Origin of the sequence: Promicromonospora sp. NPDC060204, from assembly GCF_042728455.1 — a bacterium.
In the GTDB taxonomy this organism is placed as follows: domain Bacteria; phylum Actinomycetota; class Actinomycetes; order Actinomycetales; family Cellulomonadaceae; genus Promicromonospora.
Map to the genome: position 1 here is coordinate 1 of NZ_JBHWZO010000080.1, position 23,614 is coordinate 23,614.

A 23,614-nucleotide genomic window follows, 5' to 3' on the forward strand; every position below is an offset into this window, starting at 1 on the left:
GCTCAAACCCGAGTTCTCGTTCAGCCGAACCGGCGGAAAGCTCGAGACCGAAACGGGCTCTAGCGCGGACGATATTTCTGCGACCCGTTCGCCGTCACAAACCGGTCTGGCGCCGGTAGATGCACGGTTAGTCAGCCAAATGAGCGAGACATGGACACTGGCTTCGGTTGGCCACTTGCGACGCTTGGCTGCCCTAAAAATAGTCCATTCGGACTGCACCATTGGATCTAATGTAACTCGCCGACCATCCCCTTCGGAGAGTGACTCCGAGACGATCATGCCGCACCCGGCATTCGAAGCGAGCAACGAGGCGGCCCGCAGTAGAAAATAGCCGACTAGGTCCGCCTCGCCCTTGCGGTGCTCCGCGAGGGTCGTAACAAAATACTCTCGGATGTTAGATCCGGAGCTCCCAGAGATCTTCTTACCTCCGAGGAACGGCGGATTTCCAATGATAGCGTCGAAACCACCACGGTCGTGGACTACGTCCGGCACCTCAAGGATCCAGTGGAGCGGCCTCCAATGCGCATCGCCGGTATCGACCATAGGGGTGAGTCCATCTTCGATGATCAGGTCGAGCTTCCGCCGGTTGCCGGCCGTCCCATCTTCTGGGTATGCGTCCCCAAGCGCCTCCTTAAGCTCGTCATACCGCCTATCAAGCCTTCGTCCAGGCCTACCGCCCTCCAGTAAGCCCACAGCGATGATGCCGTCTGCGACGTCGCGGAGCTTCCTTGTGACTTGCCGCGAACGGGAGAATAGCGCGAGCTTCGTGCGGGACGAGCGCATAGGGTCTGTGTCATCGACCTGACCGGATGCCAGCTCTGAGCGGAGCCGGGCGGCGTCCTTGAGATCCCTCTCAACGTCGAACGCTGCGAACGTGCGCTGAGCCGCAGTCTCGGGGTAGATGTGCTGTGCCTTCAGTTGCTCTTCCGTGGTGACGCCGAGCAGCGAATTGCCATGAAAGATGCGGTCATCAACAAACGAGAACGGCTTGCCGGGATCCATCGAGATCAGCCAGAGTGAGAGCTTGCACATCTCGACCGCCATGCCATTAATATCGGCACCGTAGAGGCAACGTGCGACAACCTCGCGGATCGCAAACCGTTTCGGGTCGTCACCGCTAATGGGCACCTGCTCGATTTCTCGCGCTTCAATGACGCGGTCTGCGAGATACCTCGCCGCCGCGACCAGGAAAGCGCCGGAGCCCACGGCGATGTCGGCCACCTTAAGGTCCAGGATTTCAGCCGACGATTTGAGCTTCCACAGCGCACGGTCCTCAAGGTCGAGCGGCCCTGGCGAGAACACAAGTGGCTCAAGTGCGTGGTGCACGACTTCCTCTGCGAGCGCGCGCGGTGTGTAGTGCGTGCCTGTGTTCGCACGCTGCACCGATTCGGTCATGACGATCCCGCCCGCAGGCACGACGTATGGAAAGCCGCGCAGATCGTTACGGATGAGTGCGTGGAAAGGCACAAGCCGATCGGCGAGCAGCTTGTCGCCGAGCAACGCGTGGCGGAGGCGCGCGCTCGCACCAGCGGCAGTAGCCTCGCTGAAGGCTCCGAGCGCCTTTGCGAGCTGACCCGCTGTGCGTGGCTTCGCGTGATGCTGAGACTTCTTCAGATGCGCGACAAGTTGCTCGCCGAAGGCCTCAGGCGAGGAGGCATCAATCGCCAGTTGCTCAAGCTCGGCCAGCGGGATCTCGGGCTCGAAACCGGCCTTACCCTTCAGGCCGACGATGACCTCGGGCACATACTTAGCGGAGTAGCCGAGCAGGCCTTCGTAGACGTAGCCGATCTGCTCGACGTCGAGGTCCCGGAACGAAAGTTGCATCGCTCCGTCTTCAACCGTCTGTACGGCGCGCAGCACCGCGAGCATTACCCGGTCGGTGAGCCGAACCTGCAGGCGGCCCTGCCCATCCGTCGCCTGCAGCCACGGAAAGCGGTCGGGGTCAAAGAGGGAACCACCGTAGGCTGGCATCCGCATGTCTTCGAAGGTCGCTCCACCGTATACGGCGTTACTCGCAGCCAACAGCCGATGCCAGGCTCCCCACGAGTGGTCGAGGGCCTCTGCAGATGTCGCAGTTACTTCATGCTGCAGCTGCTCGCGAAGACCCCCGATCGCGTATGACGACCTGTACAGATCGTGCTCGGGCAGCAGAGTGCGCTCCTCAGCGAAGAGCAGAAACACGACGCGCATCAGCATCGTCACCGCAGCTTCATAGACCGCCCGCGGGTCCTCGGGAAGCGGGGAGTCGTCACCCTGCGCGATCGCACGCAGATGGGTGTCGGACATCGACTGAAGTACGAGCTCGACTGCGCGTCTAACCTGGTCGCCAAGCGCCTCGGTGATCTGCTCGGCGCTCGCGACGCTCTCCGCGAAGAGGAGGGGGAGACGAAGCTCGGCCTGGCCTCCTGCGAGCGAGGTGGAGCTCGCAAGGGCAAGGAATGCGTCACGGCTTGGGCGCTCCTCGCGCCAAAGCAGGGCGTCCCATACGCCACTCGCCGTCGCTACACCCTTCACCGCCGAAACAAGCGCCCACCAACGGCCGTCGGTCACGATTCCGATCGCCACACCTGACTCACGCAGCAGTACCGCCATGCGGTCAATCGCGTTCGCCGACCAACCGTCAGTACCAACCGCGCGCAGGTTTTCGGTGCGATCAACGAGCATAACGAGAGCCGCGGCTGTGGCACCGGCGACCTCAAGCGTGGCGTACGGCTCGACCGCGACCACACCATTCGGCGACATTGCCCGGAGGTTAGCCGGTGCCAGCCGGAGATCGTCGCACCAGTCAAGCAGCGTCCTCAACACGACCTCGACCCAGCGGTCACGCGCCTCAGCGTTCACTTCGGGCGTTGCCGACCAGGCGGACGACCAGCGCACGAACTCCTCAGTGAACGTCGCGTTCACATCGTCGACTGATGCGTGCGGTTTCGGCAAGCCATTCGGGTAGAACGATTTTAAGGCAGCGCGGGACAGGAATGGGCCATCGGCGTCGATGAGCGACAGCCACTCCCACTCGGCGCTTCTGTGCTGGAGACTCCTAGCGGACACCGACGGCCTCCAGCTTCTTGACGTCCTCGGGGGTCAGGGCAAACACGAGGGCGGCCACAAACACGTGCGCCTGCACATCGCGATAGCGACGTTTGACGGAATCGCGCTCGATAAGTGCTTCCTCGTCGAGCATCGCCAGGCGAGCACGCACGCGGGCGATATCGCGTTCACGTTGCCGCTTTTCCTCGTCGAGTTGAAATAGCATCCGCTCACCCGCGAGACGGGCATTATCCGCCGCGGCCAGCGTACTGGTCAATGTGCTCCGAAAGCGGTTGAAGATCCGGTCGAGAGCAGCCAGATCGTCATCAAGACGGGATTCCAGGCTCGCCTCGATTTCCCGCCGCCGCCGCTCTGCACGGCCGTCCACCGCATCGGCGACGCGGGCACGCAGCCCGTTGTCGTGCTCAGAATCCGAATTCCAGCGCGACGCGACCTCGGCCAGTGCGCCGACCTCGGGGAGCGAGATGCGGGAACCATCGAGCGCGGTCACGAGCAGATCTTCGGCTCTTTCGATGCCGAGCTCCTGACGACGGTTGAAACGGGTGCCCGCAAGAAAGACCTCCTCGTGAAGCCGCACCCCACCTTCACCCACCAGCACGAGCCGGGCGACGCCCGCCGCGAAAGACTGGTCAAGGCCATTGACCACGACGGCGCTGATGCCACGGACCTGGTCGGTGCGGGTCCAGACCTGCCCGCGCAACTCGCGCGCAGCCCGCTGAATTAGCGGATGTCCGAGATGGGCGTACACAACGTCCGTCTGCTGACGTGCTCGCTGCTCGTCGAAGGTGATCGGGCGCAGCACGCCCGGAGCAAGCCGCGAGTCCATGCCAGCGAGAGCCGGCACCCACGTGCGGGACAGGCCCGACGGAACTTCGAACAGTCGTGCCTCCTCACGCGGGTCGGCGAGCTCGATGAGCTCCGGCTGACCGGAGATGCGCAGGCCTTCCTCAAATACCCGCAGCAAGTTGCCCTCGTGCAGATGCATACGGTCGCGCGAGTTCTCGAGCCGCTCGACAAGGCGGGTCAGATCGCGCCCGAGTGAGTGCTCGGCCAGCAACACCTTGTTGATCGTCTGCTCGCCCGCATCCGTCTTACGCCTGCGGGATGAACCTGCAACGTTGCCGAGCTCACGCTGCAGGTCAGGCGCGATGATCTCGTTCGCTGGGACACCGTCATGCTCTGATTTCGCGATCTTGCTCGCAAGGCGCGCGAGGAGATCGGTGTCCTTCGCGAACGGCGTTGAATTCGACCTGTCGGCCCGGGGGTGCCACACCAAAGGAGTCCGCTGCTGGCCGAAGCGGTCGATTCTGCCGATGCGCTGCTCAAGGCGGTTGGGGTTGAAGGGGACATCGAAACTGACTAGTCGGTGGCAATACGTCTGCAAGTCAATGCCTTCACCCGCGGCATCGGTCGCGAGCAGAATGCGCACTGGCTGCTCGCTGGGGGGTGCTGTGAATCGAGCCCGGATTTCCTCGCGCGTCTCCGGTTTCGTCGACCCATCGATGATCTTGAGTCGGCTGCCGCCCAGGCCGTGAGCTTCGAACACCTCATTCAGCCATTCGAGAGTGCTTAGGTACTCGGTGAAGATCACGATGCGTTCATCGCCCCAGCCGAGGCCTGGCACAAACAGCTCGCCTTTGATGAGGGCGAGCAGCGCAGCGAGCTTGGAGTCGGCGCGGCCCTGATAGCGGTTGCCCCACGCGACAAGAGCTTCGAGTTCGGCGCGGTCTTCAGTGGTGAGCCCAGCCTCCACGCGCTTCGCTGATCGTAAAGCCTCAAGCTCAGGCTGCTCAAAGCGCCCCTCTTCCTCGTCGGGTGCCTGGTCGCCGAGAATGTCGTCGTATTCGGGCATCTGAGCTTCGACGTCGCCCCGGGCATCTAAGTAGGCCTGTGCGGTCGATGCGAATGCCACCGGCGACGAGAAGAAGCGCTTCTTCAGGATGAGGGTCGCGAGGTCGGATGCCCGCTGGCCACTCTCCTGCTTCGCCGCGGATTTGCGGCGGCGGGTGAACGCGATGAGCCGGTCGTAGGCTTCCGATTCATCCTTGGTCGGCTCGAAGTAGAGCTGGCGCACGTCGCGGAGCATGAACTCCGACTCTGGTAGATCGCGCTTGAGACGGCGCACCGCCACCTGCTGCAGCGCCTGCTCGTCGAGATCGGCCCCGCGGGCGAAACGCTGCGGATCGACCATCTCAAGTAGCGCCGTGAACGACTCTGTGTATCCGTTGTGCGGCGTCGCGCTGAGAAACAGGCGGTGCTCACAAAGTTCGGCGAGGCGGCGCACGGCGATCGTGCGCTGGCTGTCGATCGCGTAGCGCGGCCGGTCGGAGCCCGATCGACTTGGCGTGGCCGGGGCAACATGATGCGCCTCGTCGACCACGAGAATGTCGAACACCCGGTCACCGGCAGCTCCGCGACTTTTCACGGTTGCGTAAAGATCTTGGAACATCCGTTCAGCCCGCGGCAACGGAAGCCATGACATCGACACGATCACCCGCGGGTAAACGCGAAATGGGTTTGCATGCACGCCGAACTTGCGGCGGAAGCCCTTCATGGTCTCCGAGTTGACAACCTCGAATTGCAGCCCAAACTTGTCGCGTAGCTCCTCCTGCCATTTGATGACGAGCCCGGCGGGGCAAACAACGATAACGGAGCGGGCACGGTGGCGGAGTAGTAGTTCCTGGACAACCAGGCCAGCCTCGATAGTCTTGCCGAGGCCGACGTCGTCGGCAAGCAGCATATTCGCTCGCGGTGAGTCGATCGCGCGGCGCAGCGGCTCTAGCTGATATGCCTCGATCGAGGCAGAACTACGGAACGGCGCCTGCAGTGTCTTTGGGTCTGCGCTTGTCAGCGCACCCCAGCGGAGTGCATCCACATACGCAGCAAACAACTTGGGGTCATCGAACTGGTCGGCACGGATAGACCCGGGCAGGCCCTGCTCGCGCACGACGGTGCGGCCCGGCTCTAGCTCCCAGATAACGCTGAGCTCGCGGCCATATCGCTCTTCTTCGACCGACTGCATCGTGACGGAGTGCTGGAGTACAGGCGTGCCGTCGTCAGCGCTCGAACGCGGCAGCGACTGGGCGGTCACGTCGGTGACGATCCACCGATCCCCCCGCACGTTTACCAGCAATCCCGTCTCCGGCACCTCGGTGGCGGCAGGTATCTTATCCGCGGTCGATTCCACTAAGTGCCCCTCTCCTTTGCCTGCAAGCAGCTTTATCGTTACCTCCGAAACATGCACCTATGCGGAGCGAGTACTGCTCAACGTCACCTCAGGGCGTGCCTGACCTGAGATCTGTCCGAACGCTAGCGCCCGCTGCAGAACGGCATTCCCCAGTTGTGGGGGAACAGCGTTTCCGATCATTGTCGCGAGGGCACTGCGCGTCGAGCAACCAGAGAAATTGAAATAATCAGGAAAGCCCTGGATGCGTGCTGCTTCATGTGCGGTAAGCGCTCGCGGAAGGTCGGGGTGCATGAACCGGCCCTGGCCGATGCTGCCGAAGCCGCTCGTGATGGTCTGCGCGGGCTCCTGCCAGGAGAGTCGTCCGTACATCGACTTGTAGGAATGCGTATCATTCTGGTGACACTTCGGGCGAAGCCGGTTAGGCAGGTCGTATTCGTTCTCCGCGAGCAGCCACTGCATCCGAGCAAGGTTGTCAGCTTTCGCTTGCGGCGCACGGTCGCGCAGAGTGCCGTCGTCGACTCCGAGCAGATCATGTATCGCCCAGCGCAGGTCGCGACGGTCGTCCGCGTTCGCCAGGCTCTCGAAAACCTCGTTCGGGTCGCTTCGCCGATCGCGCATTGCGAGCATGAGGTGACGCCGGCGGGTTTGCGCGACGCCGATTGTCTCAAGCGCCACGATGGCCTCCGCGACTCGGTAGCTAAGTTTCTCAAGGTGACGCTTCGCTCGGGAGACGACGCCTTCGCCGTCGTGCCGGTCACGGAGCACCGCGGGCACGTTTTCGATGAGGACGATCTCGGGCATGAGAATCTCGGCTGCGCGCGCCATGCGAAGATAGAGCGCGTTCTTGGCGTCGATGCGGCGGGTGTGGTTGTTGAGGTTGCTGTGCCCCTGGCAAGGTGGTCCACCGGTGAGGATCGTCACCTCGCCTACGCTGGCCTTCGTTCGGTACTCGGTGAGCGTCGGGTCGGTACCAAGGTCACCGTCGAAGAACTCCTCGACCGCAGCGGTCTCGACGCGTTCGGCGAACGGGTAGTTGTCGCGGTAGACCCGCGTCGCTAGCGGCTCGAAGTCGACCGCAAGCGGGATCTCAACCCGTCGCCCATGCGCTGCCGCCGCCTGCGCCAGTCCGAGCGTCAACCCACCGCACCCGGCAAACAGATCCACGATCCGCACAGGTGGGACAGCGCCCAACTCGAATGTCGGCCGAACGCGCTCGTGCAATGGATGCTGCACGCTCTCCACCCCCGTCTCCACGAGCAGCAACCCTAGCTGTTACAGGTCAACATGGTCGTGACCGGGTAGGGGTGTGAGCATGCGGCAGACCGGGGAGGGGACGAAAGCGCGACCGACCGTTCCCACCAAGGAAGGCCGAGACCCCCACCCGGTCGACCCGCGGGGCCGCTCTCGCCGGATCACCATGACCTACTGCGCCACGGCGCAGTTGCTAGCGGGCGAGCTCATCCGGAACTGGCGTAGCTGTGGGTTTCCCACGACTATCGTGGCGGGCAAGCCATCGAGTACATAGGAGTGCAGGTGAAGGCCGAGAGCGTCACGCCGACCGATCTGTTCAGCGGGAAGGTCCACTACGAAATCCCGCCGTACCAGCGGCCATACGTATGGAACGAAGAGGATCAGTGGGCACCCCTGTGGGACGACATCGTTCGAGTCGCGACGAAGGAGATCATCTCCCCACCAGTCGTGAAGGACGTCTCGTCCATGGAACACGGGCACTTCCTGGGTGCGGTCGTGTACGAGTCGGTACCGCCGATCGCTGGCGACGTGACCAGACACAAGGTGATCGACGGCCAGCAGCGCACGACTACTCTGCAGCTGGTTCTCGATGCGATCCAGCAGGTCTTCGTCGAACGAGGTCACGACGATCAGGCCGAGGATCTCGAAGCGCTGGTCCTGAACGCTGGCAACAAGTTCAAGGGCAAGCCGGAACGGTTCAAGCTGTGGCCATCACGATCGGACCGCGATGCATTCTCGCACGCGATGGACCCTCACTCGCTGTGGGCGGGCGAGCACAGCATCGTCGCTGCACACGCGTTTTTCCGCGCCGAGGCGGCAGCATGGCTTGAGGGCAAGCCAGATCTCGACGGCAATGCCCCTCCGGGCGACGAGGCCGAGCGCGCCCGGGCCCTCGCGACAGTCCTCCAACTGCGGTTGGTACTTGTAGCGATCAACCTCGTTTCCAGCGAGGAGTCGCAGATGATCTTCGAGACGCTGAACGACCGAGGTACGCCGCTTCTCAAGGCCGACTTGATCAAGAACTGGGTGTTTCAGCGAGGCGACGCAGTCGGCGCAGAAGTAGAGGCCTGGCCTGAGACACACTGGGCGGATTTCGACGACAAGTGGTGGCGCACCGAGATCGCTCAAGGTCGCCTGCTGAGATCCCGCATCGACATCTTCTTGCAGTACTGGCTGACGATGCGCACGCAGGCGGAAGTCCCGACCGACGGGATCTTCCACAGGTTCACCGCTTATGCGCGCCCCCTGATGACGACCGCCGCCGACGCGGAGGCTCTGCTCAGCGGAATGCGGAAGGACGCTGATATCTTCCGAGGCTTCGCGCAGCTGACCGGTGACAGTCCTGCGGCGAGGTTCTACAGCCGAGTCATCGAGACCATGGAGCTAGCTGCGGCGAGCCCCCTCCTGCTGTGGATGCTCTCGAAGAGCCACTCCGTCTCCGTAGATCAAGTACGGATCGGACTTGAGGCGTTCGAGAGCTGGGTCGTGCGACGCACCCTGCTGCGCTACACGATGAAGGACGTGAACAAGATGATCGTCGCGATCCTCAAGGAGGTGGGAGCCGCGCCCCTGGAACAGGCCGGCAACACCGTCCGCAACTACCTCGACAAGCAGACAGCCGATGCGCGCCTCTGGCCGTCCGATGTCGACGTCGTGAAGGTGCTGCCGAGCGTGAAGCTATACGGGAACGTCCGGCGCTCAAGGATCCGAGTGGTTCTCGAAGCCGTAGAGCGATCACTTTGGCTGGCAAAGCACGACCTTCAGTCGATACCCGCGGGCCTGGAAATCGAGCACGTCATGCCCCAGGGTTGGCGCACCCACTGGCAGCCGATGCGGCTCTCACCGGAGGCCGCAGCCGAGCGTGACCTTCGGGTCAACCGGATTGGAAACCTCACGCTGCTCTCGAAAAGCCTCAACGCATCGCTGTCGAACCGTCCCTGGACCGACGACGCGACCCTCAAGGTCGAGACGGGAAAGTCCGAGGCCGGGCTCGGTAAGCGGAGCCTGATCCAGAAGTACTCTCAGCTTGTCCTGTCTAAGAACCTCACGGACGAGCATCCGGAGGCGTGGACCGACGACGACATTGAGGTCCGTTCCATCTTTCTGGCCGAGAGGATCTGCGAGGTCTGGCCTCGCTGAACTGGTCCGCGGTCGGTTGGTGCCATATCTGCGACGTATCCCTGGCCAGGAAGCGCCATCGGAGCATCGCGCTTACCTCACGGATAGCACACCAACGACGCCTGGTCGTCGCCAATTCGAACCCCTTCGTCGGATACCCGGCGAGTGCCCACTCGCGGCAATTGGACCCGCCTCCTGGAGGCGCCGCGATCTCACGCCGGGGGATTTCACCCGCACAGTCATCCCATAGGCGCCCGGCGTGTACGCCCGGTTCCGCGGCTACGATTGCGCGTACGTCGGACCCGCCGGGACCAGCCTGCGCAGCCGACTCTCAGCACACCTGACCACCACGACAGACCTGAGCCGCATCACGCTGCGAGCGACCGTCGCCGTGCACCAGCTCAGGGTGACACGTGCGATAGCCCGCAGCCGCCTCCCGATCCTGACCGCTGACCAGGTCGGCGTCGTCAGCGAGTGGCTACACGCCTGCGACGTCGCATGGTTGACGCGGCCCACCAGGCTCGCGGCCGTCGCCCTGGAGAAGGCCTTGCGCGAGACCCGACTGCCTCGACTCAACCTCATGTAGCGCAGGTGGCGAACAGCCCGCACACCGAGTCTAGGCAGGTCAGGGGCGCACAGGTCGACAGACCGCGGGCGATTCGCCCAATCAGGAAGCAAGCTGGGGCGGAGGGAACCGCCCGTCGTTCCGCGTGATCTTCGCGTGGCCGGCCTCGACCAGATCGACGCCGCAGACGTCGGCCAGCTGGACCAGGTACAGGAAGACGTCGGCGAACTCTTCCTCGACCTCGCCCCGCGTGCGAGGGTCGGCCAGCTTCTCGTGGACCTGGTCGTCCGTGAGCCACTGCATCTCTGCGAGAAGCTCGCCGACTTCGCCGCCCAGCGCCATCGCAAGGTTCTTCGGCGTGTGGAACTGGCCCGAGTCGCGGGCGCGAGCGAAATCGCGGCGTCGGTCCCTGACGGACTCGATGGTGGTGGCGTCGTCCATGAGGTTGATTCTGCCCCGCCCGTACGACTCCCCAGATTCGACCCCACTCAGCGAGCGGCAATGAAGCAGGGATCGTCGGTCGACCGTCAGGCACCTTCCACGAGAACGACGCGAAATTTCGCTCCCTTGAACCGGTGCTCCGCCGCGGCCTGGTAAGCAGGGCTTTCGTACCACGCACGAGCGGCGGCCGCCGTCGGGAACTCGATCACCACGACCCCCTCAGGGGCAACGCCTTCCAGCACCTGCTGCTCGCCATAGGCAGCGAGGATCTTCGCTTCATGCCCATCGAACGACTTTCCGACATTCTCGAGGTAGGCGTCGACCTCGGACTGGTCGTGCGTGCTTTCCTTGAAGAACACAACGTACGCACTCATGGCGGGGCCCTTTCGAACGGCGTCTGTGGTGCGTGTCGATGATGCGTTCAGCCATCAATCCATCTCACGCCTTCGGGCGACGAGCATAGCGGCTGGTCAGAGATACCAACTGGGCGACATCACCGCACCATGCGGATCTCGACGATGCCGAGTCCATCGGTCAGCCGAACACCGTCTGGCGTGAACCCGTGCTTCTCGTAGAACCTGCGAGCACGGGGGTTGGACTCGGCCACCCAGAGCTCGGCAGGCCTGTCGGGCGCAAGGACACCCTCAAGCAAGAGCGCGCCGACCCCGGTTCCGTGGTGCTCACCAAACACATAGAGGGACCACAGCTCGTCGGATCGGACCGGCGCGATGCCCTCCTTGGCGCGCGTGGCACCTGCCTTCGCAAAGCCCACCACCCCGTGGTCGACGACGGCGACTGCGAGATACCCCGGCCGCTCCTCCGACAGCCGTTCACGCCACCGCTGAGCACGTCGTTCGACGGTGTCAGTCTCCCAGTGCTCGGTTGGGAGCAGCTCGGAGTAGGTCTGCACCCAGGCGGTGTGGTGCACGACGGCGATCGCCTCGGCGTCGTCGGGGACCGCGGGTCGTACCAGTGGCTCGCTCATCGGCCCACGATGTCACCCGACGATCCTCAGCCGCGATGCCTTTTCGAGGCCGGCCCCGTGCTGACGGCAGCCGGGGGCAAACCCGCCTTGTCCCACTGCCGGGTTCGAGCTGCTCGTCGATGTGCCGCTCCGCCACGACGAGCTCGACATCGCGATACTCGGTCGGGGCCTCAGTGTCCCGGACCTCGGCGAACACCTTCGTGGACACGGTGCGGCCGTCCCGGGAGTCGATGGTGACCAGAGCGTCGAGAGCCTCGGTCTCGACGCCGGCATCCCGCAGGTGGTAGGCGATCACGGCCTCTCGGCCGCTGGTCGCCCAGGCCAGCGCACTTGCCGCCACCAGCACGATCCCCGCCGCCATCGCGAGGTCGAGCATCCGCTCGCGACGCAGCCGGACCCGACTGTCGGCGGCTTCCGTCACAGCGCCCGCAACCAGCCCGCGCAGCACCTCGTCGTCCTCAGCCGACCCGTCCGGCAGGACCAGGTGGGCATCGAGGGTGCGTCGCGCGGCTCCGAAACGATGATGTGCTTCGACGGTCGACCGCACCATCGGCCGTATCAGCACCAAGCCGAGCGTCAGCAGGGCTCCGACGACCACTCAGGTCGCGAGCGGGCCGTCCTGGTACACCTGTGCCTCGACGTCGTCCACCGTCATGATCGTGTCCGGGTCGGTCGGGTCGTCGGGATCGTAGAACACGTGGAACGCGCGGTCGTAGGGGGGCGGCGCCTCGACCCATCGGCCCGTCGGCAGGTCATCCCTGTCGAAGTTGATCGTCGGCAGGTTGGGCACGGTGCGCGGGCCGTCGGGATACTCGATGAACGCCCGGAACTTCGACTCGCATCCCCGGCACGACCGGTAGTACACCTCCGCGTTGTGCGCCTGGGTCTCCACGCCACTCTGGTACAGGTCGTGGGCAACGGCGTACCGGTCCTGGGACCAGGCTGCGAACGCGATCCCGACACCACCGATGATGAGCACGAAGGTGCAGACCATCGTGACGAGATACCCGCGGCCTGTGTAACCCCCGAGGGGGAGCCGCGTTGAGGCAGCACGTGCGCCCGGGCTCCCGACCATCCCCACCTGCCGCCCCCGTCCAGATCTCCGTCCGCATGATCCGGCATCACACGTGGCCAGCACCAGGGCGAACGACCGATTTCATCCTCACGGCATCAGGCCCACCACACCCCACTGATCGCGATCACCACACCGATCAACGCAAGCACCCCGTAGAACGGCAGGATCGACCACGACCTCCAGACGCTCCACCCGGGCAGCCATGCCCTGCGCACGGCCGAAAGCCGCCCCCGCCGCGAACCCGGCCGCGCCGGCACGACAACACCGGAAGGATCCAACGAGAAGGCCCTGACAGGCGCGGCGTTCCGCGCGACAGCGTCGTAGAGCTCCCGGTACTCACGCTCGACGCGCAGGTAGTTGGCGTCGATGTACATGAGCAGGAGCACCGTAGCCAGCCCGAGCAGCGCCAGGCCGGCGGACCGTTCGGTCACGCCGAACCCGTACAGGGCGGTGACCACCGGGAGCAGCCAGGTCTTCACGTTCGCCGAGGCGCCGGCCATGCGGGTCACGACGGCCTGGACGAGTTCGAGATGCTTGCGCCGGTCCTCACCGCTCGGTCCGTCACCCACAGCCACCCCGGACTGGCATGCCGTGCGCAGCAGCGCCCATGCCTCGTCCTTCTCGGCCTCCGAGTACCTCGTCCTGGCGGGCCAGATGCGTCCCATCGCATCCCCGGCCCGTCTCGGCACGAGGTGTACGTGCAGGTGGAACACAGTCTGCGTGGCGGCCGCACCGTTCGACTGGATGACGTTGAGGCCTTCGGGACGGAGCGCCTTCCTGACCACGCCGGCGAGCCGCACGCAGACCCGCCCGAGGTAGGCGGCCTCGCTCTCGTCCAGCGCCCAGATGTCCGGTACGTGACGGCGCGGAACGACGAGGACGTGCCCGACGACCGCCGGCTTGGTCGGGAAGAAAGCCACCACGCGTTCGTCCTCGTAGATCACGCGGGCGGCCGGATCGTCCCCGCGAACGATCCTGCAGAACGAGCACCTGTCGGACGTCGTCAAGGTCGGCACCTCTCCGCGCAGGGCAAGACACGGGCGTCACCACTGTCCGTGTCCCGGATGTCACCTTCGTGACGATCCTTCCAGACGGTTCGCATGACGGAAACACCTGCCAACTGCTGGTGGCGCCGGACGACGCCGGTCGGGGAAGATGACGGGCACCAGGCATCTCCACCCAGGTCAGAGGAGTGCGATGACGCGGGACGTGTACCAGCTCGCCCAGGTCTTCAACGAGTCGCAGGCGTCGGGCATCACCTACGTAGCGCCGGCCGAAGCACAACGACTCAAGGGTTCGCTCCTGACGCCGGGAAAGCACGTCACGCTCGTCGGACCGTCCGGGAGCGGCAAGTCGACCGTGGCCGAGCGGGCGCTCGCAGCAGCCGGGTTCGAGGCGGACCGGATTCTCTCGTTCAACGCGCGGGCCCACACCGGGGCGCAGAGCATCTTCACCGTTCTCGGCGCCGAGCTCGGCGTCGGGCGGACGGCGAAGGCGGTAGAGCCGAGGCTGCGGGAGTTCGACCTGATCAAGATCGAGGACGTCCACCGCCTCTCGCTCAAGGCGCGCACGCAGCTCGCCTCGCGCCTCAAGCTTTGGCACGAGAGCGGCATCCGCCTCTTCATGATCGGGATCGCCAAGACGAGCGACGCCATCCTCGGCCACGACCCGGAGCTCGCGATCCGAAACGACACCTGGTATCTGGGCACGCAGAGCGACACGTTCATGGACACGCTCATGACCCAGGGGGAACGCGCCCTCAACATCAAGTTCGACGAGGCGACCCGTGGTGCGGCGATCAGGGCCGCCAGGGGGTCGCCGTCGATCTTCCAGGCGATCTGCCGGGCTGCCTGCGTCGAGGCCGACGTGATGCGGACGGCCGCGGAGCCGCAGCAGGTCGCCATCGACCTCGCCGTCGTCGCCCCGCAGATCGCCAAGCAGTTCGACGGCCGCTACATCCGGAAGATCGTCCGCCTGACGCAAGGGCGGCGTTCTGTGCACGACGTCTATTTCAAGTTCGTCCAGCGCGCCGCAACCAGCGAGGGGTTCCGCACCACCTACAAGGAGCTGGACGCCGCCGTCGTCGGGACCGCCGACCCGGCCATCAAAGGCCGGGTCAGGAGTGCGTTCCGCCGCGCGATCGATTCCCTCCCGGCCGTGATCGAGGAGAGCGGCCTGGACGAGACCCTTACCTACGAGCACCGGACCCTGCGGATCGACGACCCGGCCTTCCGCTTCTACCTCGACCACCTCGACCTCACCCAGGTCAGCTCCGAGGTGGTCCCCCGTAGGTCGAGGTACGAGTACGACGTGGCGGTGTCGTTCGCGGGGAACGACCGGTCGGTCGTTCAAAAGTTCGTCGAGATGCTCGAGGAACGAGACCTCAAGGTCTTCTACGACTTCAACCAGCAGGCGGAGCTCTGGGGAAAGGACCTGCGCCGCGGGCTCGCCCGCATCTACGGGGAGCAGGCACAGTTCATGGTCATCTGCTTGTCCGACGACTACCCCGAGCGCGACTGGACGACGTTCGAGTACGAGGTCGGAAAGAACGCGGCGAGCAAGCGGACCGAGGACTATCTGCTGCCCCTCATCGTCGGAAACCGGCCACCCATCACGGGGCTGCCCGCGACCTACGGCTTCCTCAGCCTGCAGGACCAACCGATGGAGAAGGTGGCGGACCTTCTGCTGGAGAAGCTCGCCGCGGTGCAGGAGATCTCCCCGAGCGCCCTGCGGCTACGTCCGGCGCCCTGACATCGACGCACAACCTCACCGGGCCATGAATTCAAGGGCTGCACGCTCAGACCCGAGAACGGCCGTCTCGGGGTAGCCAGGTCGTTCACGCCGTCCGCTCCACGTCGGATGAACATGAGCGAACGCGCCGTCATCAAGCCGAACGATCACATCGTCGGTAGCGCTGAAGAACGCCTCCACTCGCACGATGCGTCCGTACAGCGGGTGTCCACGACCGATCTCACGCCTCAGCTCGTCGAGAACGCCCTGCCGACGTCCATGTGGATCGCCCTCCACAGCGAAGCCTTCCCACCCCGGTTCGTCATCGTCGTCGATCAAAGCAGCGCCACCCCTCCCCGGGCAGCCCGGAACGCATGACGCAACTGGTCAGCGCGCTGATACAACGCTCGGAAGTCAGAAACAGCAGCAGGCGACGCAACAACAGGCGGCGTCCCACCGAGATCCGCAATCGCAGCAGCAACCACCTCTTGCGACCCGTCCCTGCGCGCCGGGTCACCGATCCACTCCGCGTAGGTCTGCATGGCGCCGATCGCCTCGGCCCCCGCGAGCAGGGCACTCACCGCGGCAAGCGGGGGCGCCGTCAGCCCGCCGGCAGAGGACGCCATCGCGGTCACGACGTCGTCCTTGATCTCGTCGCCAGGCATCGCCAGCGCGAACCATGTACCCATGACCAAAGGCCGCCATCCCGAACGGAGCAACTGGCGCACCTCGTCAATCGTCGCGGTCGTGCTCACCCGCACCATTTCGTCACGCAGCTTCGGCTCCAGGCCAGCGGCGCCGAAACCCATCATCTGCAGGTAGAACGGCGCCACGAGCCGCTGCTCCAGCTCGCTCAGCGTCACCACGACCTCGCCCACTGCACCGCGCCCGCCTCGACCCACGAGGCCAGGTCTGGCGCGCCATCAAAGATGTACAGGGAGCACTCGGGACAACCCGGCAGGACCGTCACGCCTGACGCGGAATGGTCCGGCGCGAACCAGATGACCTCACCTGTGCGACGGTGCGCGAGGGTGAGGTTCCCGTTCGCCTCTCCGGCAACCGGCACGTAGTCGGCCGCCTCGATCGGGATACGGAGCCCGTCGTCGGCCCACATCCACTCGTACGCGCCGAGCATCTGCTCCACGGGCCACCCGGCCGCCTCACGCGTCAGCACGTCACCGCAGTTGAGCCACCACCACGCGTCAGAAACAGCACCGAAGTGCTCGACGATCCCACCCGTGGCGGTCCAGACAGCCCGCAACGCCTCCGGTACCTCCATGTCACCATCATCAACAGGCTGTCGGCACAACCAGCCCCGACGTTCCGCAGCCGGTCCCCACGCCAACAGCTCGTGCTCAACGCCGTCGAGCCGGACCGGCGTAACTGTCGCCGCGGAGAGCAACCCGGCAAGGACAGGCGTGCCGACCAGCTCAACCGGTCGATGCGGCTCAGGCACGCCGACGTCGGCGCTCGCCAGAGCAAGCCACGGGCACTGCGCCATCAGCAGGTCGACGTCGTTCACGAGCAGATCACGCCGCGCCGCTGGGTCAGTCCGGGTCGCCTCACGAAGACCGAGCGTAGCGACGCATCGGCACCCCTAGTGACCAGCACCGACCGCCCTCCGCTCAAAGCCGGCAGCCTACGAATCGACAACCGATTCGGAGAACGCCACCGGCTCCCCAGGCCCCGCCCGCCACACCTGCACCAGATACTCCTCGGTCGGCTCCTCCACCACCAGGTCCCGCGCCACCGACCGCCCCCGCGCATGGACGCGCAGCTGGTACCAGCCCGGACCCGCCGTCCCGATGCGCGGGACCTCCCGATCGTCCTGGCCGAACCCGCCGAGGTAAGCAGGCTTGTCACGGACGAGCACGCTGAACTGGGCAGCGTCCTCCCAGTCCGACACCTCAAGAGCAGGCATCGAGCCGACGTCGGACACCTCGACGGACACCGGTCCCATCGAGATCCCCGTTCGGACGACGGGAGCCCGTTCCAGGTTCGGGAACCCGGCGATGGGCACCCGCCCCTCCGCCAGGTTCTGCCGCCCCGGCCCCATGAGCGCGAACACCGGCATGGAGTTCGAGAGCGGAACGCCCACGTCGAGCACCAGCCGCCTGATGAGGCGCGCGTCGCGCGGCGACAGCCAGGTAGCGCCACGCACCTCGAGGCACGCCTCCTCCACCCGGGTCACGTACCTCATCGCCGGCCCCGCCGCCAACGGATCGGCCACGACGCCGCGGTCCGGTGCATCTCAAGCTCGCCCTCGTACACGCCCAAGATCCTCCCACGCCACCCAACGCGAGCCCCCGCCCTCAGACGGCCACGTCAAGCACCAGCTTCCCCCGCGTCCGACCACCCTCCCCCACCCGATGCGCCTCCGCGACCTGCTCCAGCGCGAAGACCCGCTCCACCTCGACCCGAACCACACCGGAGTCCACCAGCCCTCCGATCGTCGTCAGGGCCCCAGCATCAGGCTCCACCAGAAACGCGCTGGTGCGCACGCCAGCCGAACGCGCCACAGAAGCAAGCCGCTCCGAGACACCCCCAGGGATCGAAACAACCAACCCGCCACGCCGGGTCACCGACACCGACCGCGCATCGGTGTCGTCATGAGCCCCGACCAGGTCGATCACCACGTCGACCTCGCCGGCGACGTCCTCGAACCGCTGCCGGGTGTAGTCGATCACCTGGTCGGCGCCCAGCTCCTTGAGCCAGGCGTGCTTTGACTCGCTCGCCGTCGCCACGACCTCGGCGCCGAGGTGCCGGGCGAACTGCACGGCGAGATGCCCGACGCCGCCGGCCGCCGCGTGCACCAGCACCCGCTGCCCCGCCTGCACACCGGCGGTGTCGACCAGCGCCTGCCACGCGGTGAGCGCGGCAAGGGGCAGGGCCGCGGCCTCGATGTGACCGATCGAGGCCGGCTTGCGGGCGAAATGGCGCGAGGGCGCGGTGACGAACTCGGCGTAGGCGCCCGCGGGCCGCGGGAACCAGGGCAACGCGTAGACCTCGTCGCCGGGCGCGAGCGTGGTGACGCCGAAGCCCACCTCCTCGACGACGCCGGAGACGTCCCAGCCCAGGATCGCCGGGAACGTCTGCAGGCCGGCCATGCCCTGACCCGCGCGGGTCTTCCAGTCCACGGGGTTGATCCCGGCGGCGTGCACCCGGACCAGCACCTCGGTCGGCAGCGGCTCCGGCCGGGCAACCTGCTCGACGATCAGCACGTCGGGTCCGCCGAACTCCCTGATGGTGACGGCCCGCATCGTGTCCTCGCTCATGTCCGCTCACTCACTGTCCGTTGAAGGTCGATCGCCCAGTTGAAGGTCGATCGCCGAGCCACTGCCCGGCGAGACCCACTCTGGGGTGCACCGACGGCGCCCGGTGAGTGGCCTGAAGGTCACCTGTCGTACCATTCTGGCCATGCCACATCACGTCGCCGTTCTCGCGCTGGACGGCGTCCTGCCGCTGGACCTGGGCATCCCCGCCCGCGTGTTCAATGAGGCACGCGCCGCCGACGGGACCCCGCTCTACTCCGTGAGCACTTTCTCGCCCGGCGGCCGGGCGGTTCGTACGCACGAGGACTTCCGCATCGTCGTCGACCACGACGAGTCGGTGCTGCGGACCGCGGACACCGTGGTGATCGCCACCCAGGAGCCCGGCGAGCACCTGCTCGCGACGGGCACGCTGCCGGACGACCTAGCCGCGGTCCTGGACCAAGTCCGGCCGCAGACCCGCATCGTGAGCCTGTGCACGTCGGCCTTCCTGCTCGCCGCGGCCGGCCTGCTCGACGGCCGGCGGGCCACCACCCACTGGACGCTGTGCGACACCTTTGCCGACCTCTTCCCCGACGTCGAGGTCGATCCGGACGTGCTGTTCGTCGACAACGGGCGCATCCTGACGTCCGCCGGCGGCGTCGCGGGCATCGACCTCTGCCTGCACCTGGTCCGCCGGGACCACGGGGCGGCCGTCGCCGCGGCCGCGGCGCGCCGGTGCGTGGCGGCCCCGTGGCGCGAGGGCGGGCAGGCCCAGTTCATCGAGCACGCCGTCCCCCGGGAGACCGACCGTTCGACGTCGGCCACCCGGGAGTGGGCCCTGCGACAGCTGGCCGAGCCGCTCACCCTGGAGGACATGGCGCGGCACGCGCACATGAGCGTGCGCACCTTCACCCGCCGGTTCAGCAGCGAGGCGGGCACCAGCCCGCTCAAGTGGCTGAACCAGCGCCGGCTCGCACACGCACGCCTGCTCCTGGAGACGACCGACCTGCCCGTCGCCCGGATCGCCGCCGCGTGCGGCTTCGGCGACCCGGTCGCGCTGCGCAAGCAGTTCCACACCTCCCTGGGCCTCTCCCCCGTGGCCTACCGCCGGGCCCACAACGCGCCGGACCCGACGACGCGAGCCGACGCCGTCCTAGGCTCAGCACGATGAACGGCCCGACGACCGCTTACGCGCCCCCACCCCGGGAGCCACTGCGCGCCCGCCTCACCGACGCCACCCTCATCGCCATAGCCCTCGCCCTGGCCCTGATCTCCTTCCAGATCCAGACCAACGAGACACCCCAGCTCCCCGCAGCCCTTCTCACCGCCGACCGCCTCACCGGCCTCCTCGGCTGCATCGCCCTCTGGTGGCGCCGCAAGTACCCGGTCCAGATCGGTATCGCCCTGGCCGCGGCCAGCGTCTACTCCGAGACCGTCAGCGGAGCCGCGATCGTCGCCCTCTTCACCGTCACCCTCCACGGCTCGCTCCGCGCTACGGCAGCCGTGGCCGCGATCAGCATCACCGCCCTGAGCACCTACCAGCTCCTCTGGCCCGACCAGACAACGCCGCCCCTCACCGTCTTCGTCATCATCGCCCTGGGGCACGCCGCGACCGTCGCCTGGGGCCTGACCATCCGCAACCGACGAGCCCTCCTCACCTCCCTGCGCGACCGCGCCGCGGCCGCCGAGGTCGAGGCGCAGCTCCGCGCCGAACGCTCCGAGCGCGAAGCCCGGCAGAGCATCGCGCGCGAGATGCACGACGTCCTCGGCCACCGCCTCTCCCTGCTCAGCGTCCACGCCGGTGCCCTCGCCTACGCGCGCACCGCGCCGCCCGACGACGTCGGCCGCGCCGCCGAGGTGGTCCGCGAGAACGCGCACCGCGCCCTCCAGGACCTGCGCGACGTCATCGGCGTGCTCCGCGCCCCCGTCGGAGAGCTGCCGCTGCCGGCTGTCCCAGACGTGCTGGAACTCATCGAAGAGGCCCGCACAGCGGGCACGGAAGTCACCCTCCAGGACGACGCCGGCCTCACTACCGGCGAACGAGCCATCCCCGACGTGCAGGGCCGCACCCTCTACCGCATGGTCCAGGAGTCCCTGACCAACGCCCGCAAGCACGCCCCGGGCGCACCGGTCACGGTCCGCATCAGCGGGCGGCCCGACGACGTCGTCGTCGCCGAGGTGACCAACACGCGCCCGGCAGCCACGCCCCAGTACCCCCAAGGCTCCGGGACCGGGCTCCGCGGACTCGACGAACGCACCCGCCTCGTCAACGGCACCCTGGACCACGGCCCGACCGACCGAGGCGGCTGGCGCGTCCGCCTGCGCCTACCCTGGCCGACGTGACCCATTCCGCCCCCGGCGACGAGCCGACCATCGACGTCCTCATCGCCGACGACGACGCCATGGTGCGCTTCGGCCTCAAGATGATGCTCGACGGCGCCCCGGACCTCAACGTCGTGGCCGAGGCCGGCGACGGCGCCGAGGCGGTCGAGCTGGCCCGCCGGCACCACCCCGACGTCGTGCTGATGGACATCCGCATGCCGGGCACGGACGGCCTCACCGCGACCGAGATCCTGCGCGGCGACTCCCCCGCGCCGCAGGTCATGGTGCTCACCACCTTCGACGCCGACGCCCACGTGCTGCGCGCGCTCCGCGCCGGGGCCGCGGGGTTCCTGCTCAAGGACACCCCGCCCGACGAGCTCGTCGTCGCCATCCGGCACGCCGCCCAGGGACGCCCCGTGCTCTCGCCCGAGGTGACCCGGCGGCTCATCGCCAAGGTCGCGGAGTCGGACGACGACGGCCGCCGCGCCACGGCCCGCGAGCGCCTCGGCGCGCTCGGTGAGCGGGAGCGGGAGGTCGCGATCGAGATCGGGGCGGGGCGGTCGAACGCCGAGATCGCGGCGCGGTTCTTCCTGGGGCTGACGACGGTGAAGACCCATGTGTCGTCGATCCTGGCGAAGCTCGGGCTGAACAACCGGGTCCAGGTGGCGCTGCTGGTGCAGGAGGCGGGGCTCGACTCCCCCGACGGACCGGAATGACCGGCGCGGGCGAGGCGGCTCCGACTTCGGTCGGCGGGTCCGGACCCATCGGCCGATAGCCCAGGTCGGACGGCGTTCCTAGGGTCGATCGCATGCCTGGATCAACCCTTTCCCCGCACGTTGCGCTGCGCATCGCCGCCGTGCTCGCCGCCGTCTCCCTGGCCGTGTCCGGGTGCGCCACCGGCGCGGGCGGCGCGCTGACGGCGTCCGCTGCCGCCGGCGGCTCGCCCGCCTCATCAAGCGCCCCACCCGCTCCGGAGGCGGCGGCCCCCACACCTGACCCGATCGACTGGGGCGAGTGCGGCCCGAACCTGGACTGCGCCACCGTCGAGGTCCCACTGGAGTACAGCGATCCGGACGGCGAGCAGGTCCCGCTGGCGGTGGTGCGGCACCGCGCCACCGACCCCGACCGGCGCATCGGCAGCCTCTTCATCAACCCCGGCGGGCCGGGCGTGCCGGCGTCCGACATGGTCCGTTCGATCGATCCCACCAGCGAGACCAGCCCGTTCTCGCCGGACGTCGTGGCGCGCTTCGACGTCGTCGGCATGGACCCGCGCGGCGTCGGGGAGTCGGACGCCGTCCGGTGCCTGACCGACGAGCAGCGGGCCGCGCAGGCGGCCGAGGACCGCGACCCGACCCTCCCGGGTGGCAAGCCGTTCGGCCGGCTGGTCCAGGACGCCCGGACCTTCGCGAAGGGCTGCGCCACGCACCAGGACCGCGCGTTCCTGGCGAGCATGTCCACCGACAACGTGGCCCGCGACCTGGACCAGGTGCGCGCCGCGATCGGCGAGGAGCAGATCACGTTCTACGGCGCCTCGTACGGCACGGTGGTCGGCCCCATGTACGCCACGCTGTTCCCCGAGCGGGTGCGCCAGATGGTGATCGACGCGCCCGTCGACACCGACCTGTGGCAGAACGACCCGCTCCGCCTGCTCGACGACGTCGCCCGGTCCAACGAGGAGACGCTCGACCTCTGGTTCGAGACGTGCCGCGCCGAAGGTGTGGAGGCGTGCCCCTTCGGGGACGGCGACCCGGAGGCCGCGTTCGACGCCCTGATCGCCGACCTGGAGCGCGAGCCCCTGCAGGTGCCGCCGGTCGAGGGCCTCACCCCCGGCGGCACGCTCGACGGCGCCATGGCGCTGGAGGGCATCCGCGCCGCGGCGGGCGTCCGCACGCTGTGGCCGTCGCTCACCGCGGGCCTGCTCGCCGCCCAGCGGGGCAACGGGACGTTCCTGCACTTCCTGGTCTCGGCCGTCTCAGTCGCGCCGTTCGGCGGCCCGTTCGCGACCCTGCAGGAGCCGCACACCGCCGTCCGCTGCGCCGACTGGCCGTCCCTGCGGGACCTGGGCGAGCACCGCGCCGCCGCCCGCGAGATCGCCGCCCGCGGCGAACGCCTGGGCAGCCGGGCCGCCTACAGCGCGCTGAACTGCGCGTTCTGGCCGGCGACGAACGAGGACCGCTTCACCGACGAGCTCACCGGCGCCGGCGCTCCCCCGATCCTGGTGGTCGGCGGCGAGGTCGACAACGTGTCGCCGTACCACTGGGCGCAGGCCATGACGGAGCGCCTGGAGGACGCCGTCCTGCTCACCCGGACGGGCGTGGGCCACACGTCCTATCGGACGAGCGGGCCGTGCATCGATTCCGCGGTGGATGCGGCGCTGATCGACGGCGTGCTGCCCGCGGAGGGCACGGTCTGCGAGGCGGTGCCGGCAGGGACGACGCGGGTGCCGGCGGGCCGGTAACCGTCCCGTTCGGACGGGACCTACCCGGTGTGGTCCACTCCCCAACACCAGGTCGGCGGTTGGGTGATCGCGGGCCAGGGCCCGGTCGAGGTCGAGGCGGCATACGCAGGGCGCGACGTCGGGCCGGGGGAAGACGTGCGCAGCCGAGGGGGTAACGGAGACGTAGCAATGTGACGTCTCCGT

General features: G+C 67.2%; 20 protein-coding genes. 8 read left to right on the forward strand and 12 right to left on the reverse strand.

Translation table 11 applies throughout. The features are described from left to right. From ACFWEJ_RS12465 to ACFWEJ_RS12475, 3 genes are all read right to left on the reverse strand, one after another. The coding region (locus ACFWEJ_RS12465) for an Eco57I restriction-modification methylase domain-containing protein (RefSeq protein ID WP_377229516.1) at positions 1–3,048 on the reverse strand (3,048 nt) is incomplete at its 3' end. Further along, positions 3,038–6,235 carry a DISARM system SNF2-like helicase DrmD gene (gene drmD, locus ACFWEJ_RS12470; protein ID WP_377229517.1) on the reverse strand — a complete coding sequence of 1,066 codons (3,198 nt, stop codon included), beginning with the start codon at positions 6,233–6,235 and terminating at the stop codon, positions 3,038–3,040. The genes drmD and ACFWEJ_RS12465, both read right to left, overlap by 11 nt. A gap of 57 nt (positions 6,236–6,292) precedes the next feature. Further along, on the reverse strand, positions 6,293–7,477 hold the full coding sequence (locus ACFWEJ_RS12475) for a DNA cytosine methyltransferase (RefSeq protein WP_377229518.1): 1,185 nt from the start codon (positions 7,475–7,477) through the stop codon (positions 6,293–6,295). A gap of 291 nt (positions 7,478–7,768) precedes the next feature. Here ACFWEJ_RS12475 and ACFWEJ_RS12480 point away from each other — a divergent pair, with 291 nt between their 5' ends. Together ACFWEJ_RS12480 and ACFWEJ_RS12485 are read left to right on the forward strand one after the other, a co-directional pair. Further along, the gene (locus tag ACFWEJ_RS12480) at positions 7,769–9,625 is read left to right on the forward strand and encodes a DUF262 domain-containing protein (RefSeq protein WP_377229519.1); all 1,857 of its coding nucleotides are present in this window, start codon (positions 7,769–7,771) and stop codon (positions 9,623–9,625) included. A gap of 238 nt (positions 9,626–9,863) precedes the next feature. Continuing rightward, positions 9,864–10,190 (forward strand): GIY-YIG nuclease family protein, encoded by a 327-nt coding sequence (locus tag ACFWEJ_RS12485; protein ID WP_377229520.1) that lies wholly within the window; start codon positions 9,864–9,866, stop codon positions 10,188–10,190. A gap of 81 nt (positions 10,191–10,271) precedes the next feature. On the opposite strand, the gene ACFWEJ_RS12490 is transcribed toward ACFWEJ_RS12485, so the two are convergent. The 5 genes from ACFWEJ_RS12490 to ACFWEJ_RS12510 all read right to left on the reverse strand — a co-directional run bounded on the left by ACFWEJ_RS12490 (position 10,272) and on the right by ACFWEJ_RS12510 (position 13,686). After that, positions 10,272–10,610, reverse strand: coding sequence for a nucleotide pyrophosphohydrolase (locus tag ACFWEJ_RS12490; RefSeq protein WP_377229521.1), 339 nt, complete (start codon positions 10,608–10,610; stop codon positions 10,272–10,274). A gap of 86 nt (positions 10,611–10,696) precedes the next feature. After that, a complete protein-coding gene (locus tag ACFWEJ_RS12495) occupies positions 10,697–10,984 on the reverse strand; it encodes a DUF1330 domain-containing protein (protein WP_377229522.1) in 288 nt (95 codons plus the stop codon). A 119-nt stretch (positions 10,985–11,103) separates the two neighbouring features. Next, positions 11,104–11,595 carry a GNAT family N-acetyltransferase gene (locus tag ACFWEJ_RS12500; RefSeq protein ID WP_377229523.1) on the reverse strand — a complete coding sequence of 164 codons (492 nt, stop codon included), beginning with the start codon at positions 11,593–11,595 and terminating at the stop codon, positions 11,104–11,106. 598 nt (positions 11,596–12,193) lie between these two features. Beyond that, complete coding sequence (locus tag ACFWEJ_RS12505; protein WP_377229524.1) at positions 12,194–12,589, reverse strand: hypothetical protein; 396 nt, start codon at positions 12,587–12,589, stop codon at positions 12,194–12,196. Positions 12,590–12,765: 176 nt separating this feature from the next. Next, positions 12,766–13,686, reverse strand: a complete 921-nt coding sequence (locus tag ACFWEJ_RS12510) for an HIT family protein (protein ID WP_377229525.1) — start codon at positions 13,684–13,686, stop codon at positions 12,766–12,768. A 181-nt stretch (positions 13,687–13,867) separates the two neighbouring features. On the opposite strand from ACFWEJ_RS12510, the gene ACFWEJ_RS12515 reads away from it, so the two are divergent. Further along, positions 13,868–15,421 carry a TIR domain-containing protein gene (locus tag ACFWEJ_RS12515; RefSeq protein ID WP_377229526.1) on the forward strand — a complete coding sequence of 518 codons (1,554 nt, stop codon included), beginning with the start codon at positions 13,868–13,870 and terminating at the stop codon, positions 15,419–15,421. A 114-nt stretch (positions 15,422–15,535) separates the two neighbouring features. Then, on the forward strand, positions 15,536–15,778 hold the full coding sequence (locus ACFWEJ_RS12520; RefSeq protein ID WP_377229527.1) for a hypothetical protein: 243 nt from the start codon (positions 15,536–15,538) through the stop codon (positions 15,776–15,778). Here ACFWEJ_RS12520 and ACFWEJ_RS12525 read toward each other — a convergent pair. From ACFWEJ_RS12525 to ACFWEJ_RS12540, 4 genes are all read right to left on the reverse strand, one after another. Then, positions 15,736–16,278, reverse strand: a complete 543-nt coding sequence (locus ACFWEJ_RS12525; RefSeq protein WP_377229528.1) for a hypothetical protein — start codon at positions 16,276–16,278, stop codon at positions 15,736–15,738. The two genes, ACFWEJ_RS12520 and ACFWEJ_RS12525, sit on opposite strands and share 43 nt — an antisense overlap. Further along, a complete protein-coding gene (locus ACFWEJ_RS12530; protein ID WP_377229529.1) occupies positions 16,260–16,922 on the reverse strand; it encodes a hypothetical protein in 663 nt (220 codons plus the stop codon). The genes ACFWEJ_RS12525 and ACFWEJ_RS12530 overlap by 19 nt, the downstream gene beginning before the upstream one ends. Before the next feature lie 117 nt (positions 16,923–17,039). Beyond that, positions 17,040–17,591, reverse strand: a complete 552-nt coding sequence (locus ACFWEJ_RS12535) for a hypothetical protein (protein WP_377229530.1) — start codon at positions 17,589–17,591, stop codon at positions 17,040–17,042. Between the two features lie 121 nt (positions 17,592–17,712). Further along, positions 17,713–18,675, reverse strand: coding sequence for an NADP-dependent oxidoreductase (locus ACFWEJ_RS12540; RefSeq protein WP_377229531.1), 963 nt, complete (start codon positions 18,673–18,675; stop codon positions 17,713–17,715). 142 nt (positions 18,676–18,817) lie between these two features. On the opposite strand from ACFWEJ_RS12540, the gene ACFWEJ_RS12545 reads away from it, so the two are divergent. The 4 genes from ACFWEJ_RS12545 (at position 18,818) to ACFWEJ_RS12560 (ending at position 23,431) form a co-directional block, all read left to right on the forward strand. Then, on the forward strand, positions 18,818–19,822 hold the full coding sequence (locus tag ACFWEJ_RS12545) for a GlxA family transcriptional regulator (protein WP_377229532.1): 1,005 nt from the start codon (positions 18,818–18,820) through the stop codon (positions 19,820–19,822). Continuing rightward, positions 19,819–20,994, forward strand: coding sequence for a sensor histidine kinase (locus tag ACFWEJ_RS12550; RefSeq protein ID WP_377229533.1), 1,176 nt, complete (start codon positions 19,819–19,821; stop codon positions 20,992–20,994). The genes ACFWEJ_RS12545 and ACFWEJ_RS12550 overlap by 4 nt, the downstream gene beginning before the upstream one ends. Beyond that, positions 20,991–21,689, forward strand: coding sequence for a response regulator (locus ACFWEJ_RS12555; protein WP_377229534.1), 699 nt, complete (start codon positions 20,991–20,993; stop codon positions 21,687–21,689). The genes ACFWEJ_RS12550 and ACFWEJ_RS12555 overlap by 4 nt, the downstream gene beginning before the upstream one ends. A 92-nt stretch (positions 21,690–21,781) precedes the next feature. Next, positions 21,782–23,431, forward strand: coding sequence for an alpha/beta hydrolase (locus ACFWEJ_RS12560; protein ID WP_377229535.1), 1,650 nt, complete (start codon positions 21,782–21,784; stop codon positions 23,429–23,431). The last annotated feature ends 183 nt before the right edge of the window (positions 23,432–23,614 follow it).

Bases quoted from the DNA above. Each gene is read 5' to 3' on its own strand.
- ACFWEJ_RS12500 (WP_377229523.1), bottom strand. From the start codon at position 11,595: ATGAGCGAGCCACTGGTACGACCCGCGGTCCCCGACGACGCCGAGGCG.
- ACFWEJ_RS12540 (WP_377229531.1), bottom strand. From the start codon at position 18,675: ATGAGCGAGGACACGATGCGGGCCGTCACCATCAGGGAGTTCGGCGGA.
- ACFWEJ_RS12490 (WP_377229521.1), bottom strand. From the start codon at position 10,610: ATGGACGACGCCACCACCATCGAGTCCGTCAGGGACCGACGCCGCGAT.
- ACFWEJ_RS12505 (WP_377229524.1), bottom strand. From the start codon at position 12,589: ATGGTCTGCACCTTCGTGCTCATCATCGGTGGTGTCGGGATCGCGTTC.
- ACFWEJ_RS12495 (WP_377229522.1), bottom strand. From the start codon at position 10,984: ATGAGTGCGTACGTTGTGTTCTTCAAGGAAAGCACGCACGACCAGTCC.
- ACFWEJ_RS12545 (WP_377229532.1), top strand. From the start codon at position 18,818: ATGCCACATCACGTCGCCGTTCTCGCGCTGGACGGCGTCCTGCCGCTG.
- ACFWEJ_RS12520 (WP_377229527.1), top strand. From the start codon at position 15,536: ATGAGCGAACGCGCCGTCATCAAGCCGAACGATCACATCGTCGGTAGC.
- ACFWEJ_RS12550 (WP_377229533.1), top strand. From the start codon at position 19,819: ATGAACGGCCCGACGACCGCTTACGCGCCCCCACCCCGGGAGCCACTG.
- ACFWEJ_RS12515 (WP_377229526.1), top strand. From the start codon at position 13,868: ATGACGCGGGACGTGTACCAGCTCGCCCAGGTCTTCAACGAGTCGCAG.
- ACFWEJ_RS12560 (WP_377229535.1), top strand. From the start codon at position 21,782: ATGCCTGGATCAACCCTTTCCCCGCACGTTGCGCTGCGCATCGCCGCC.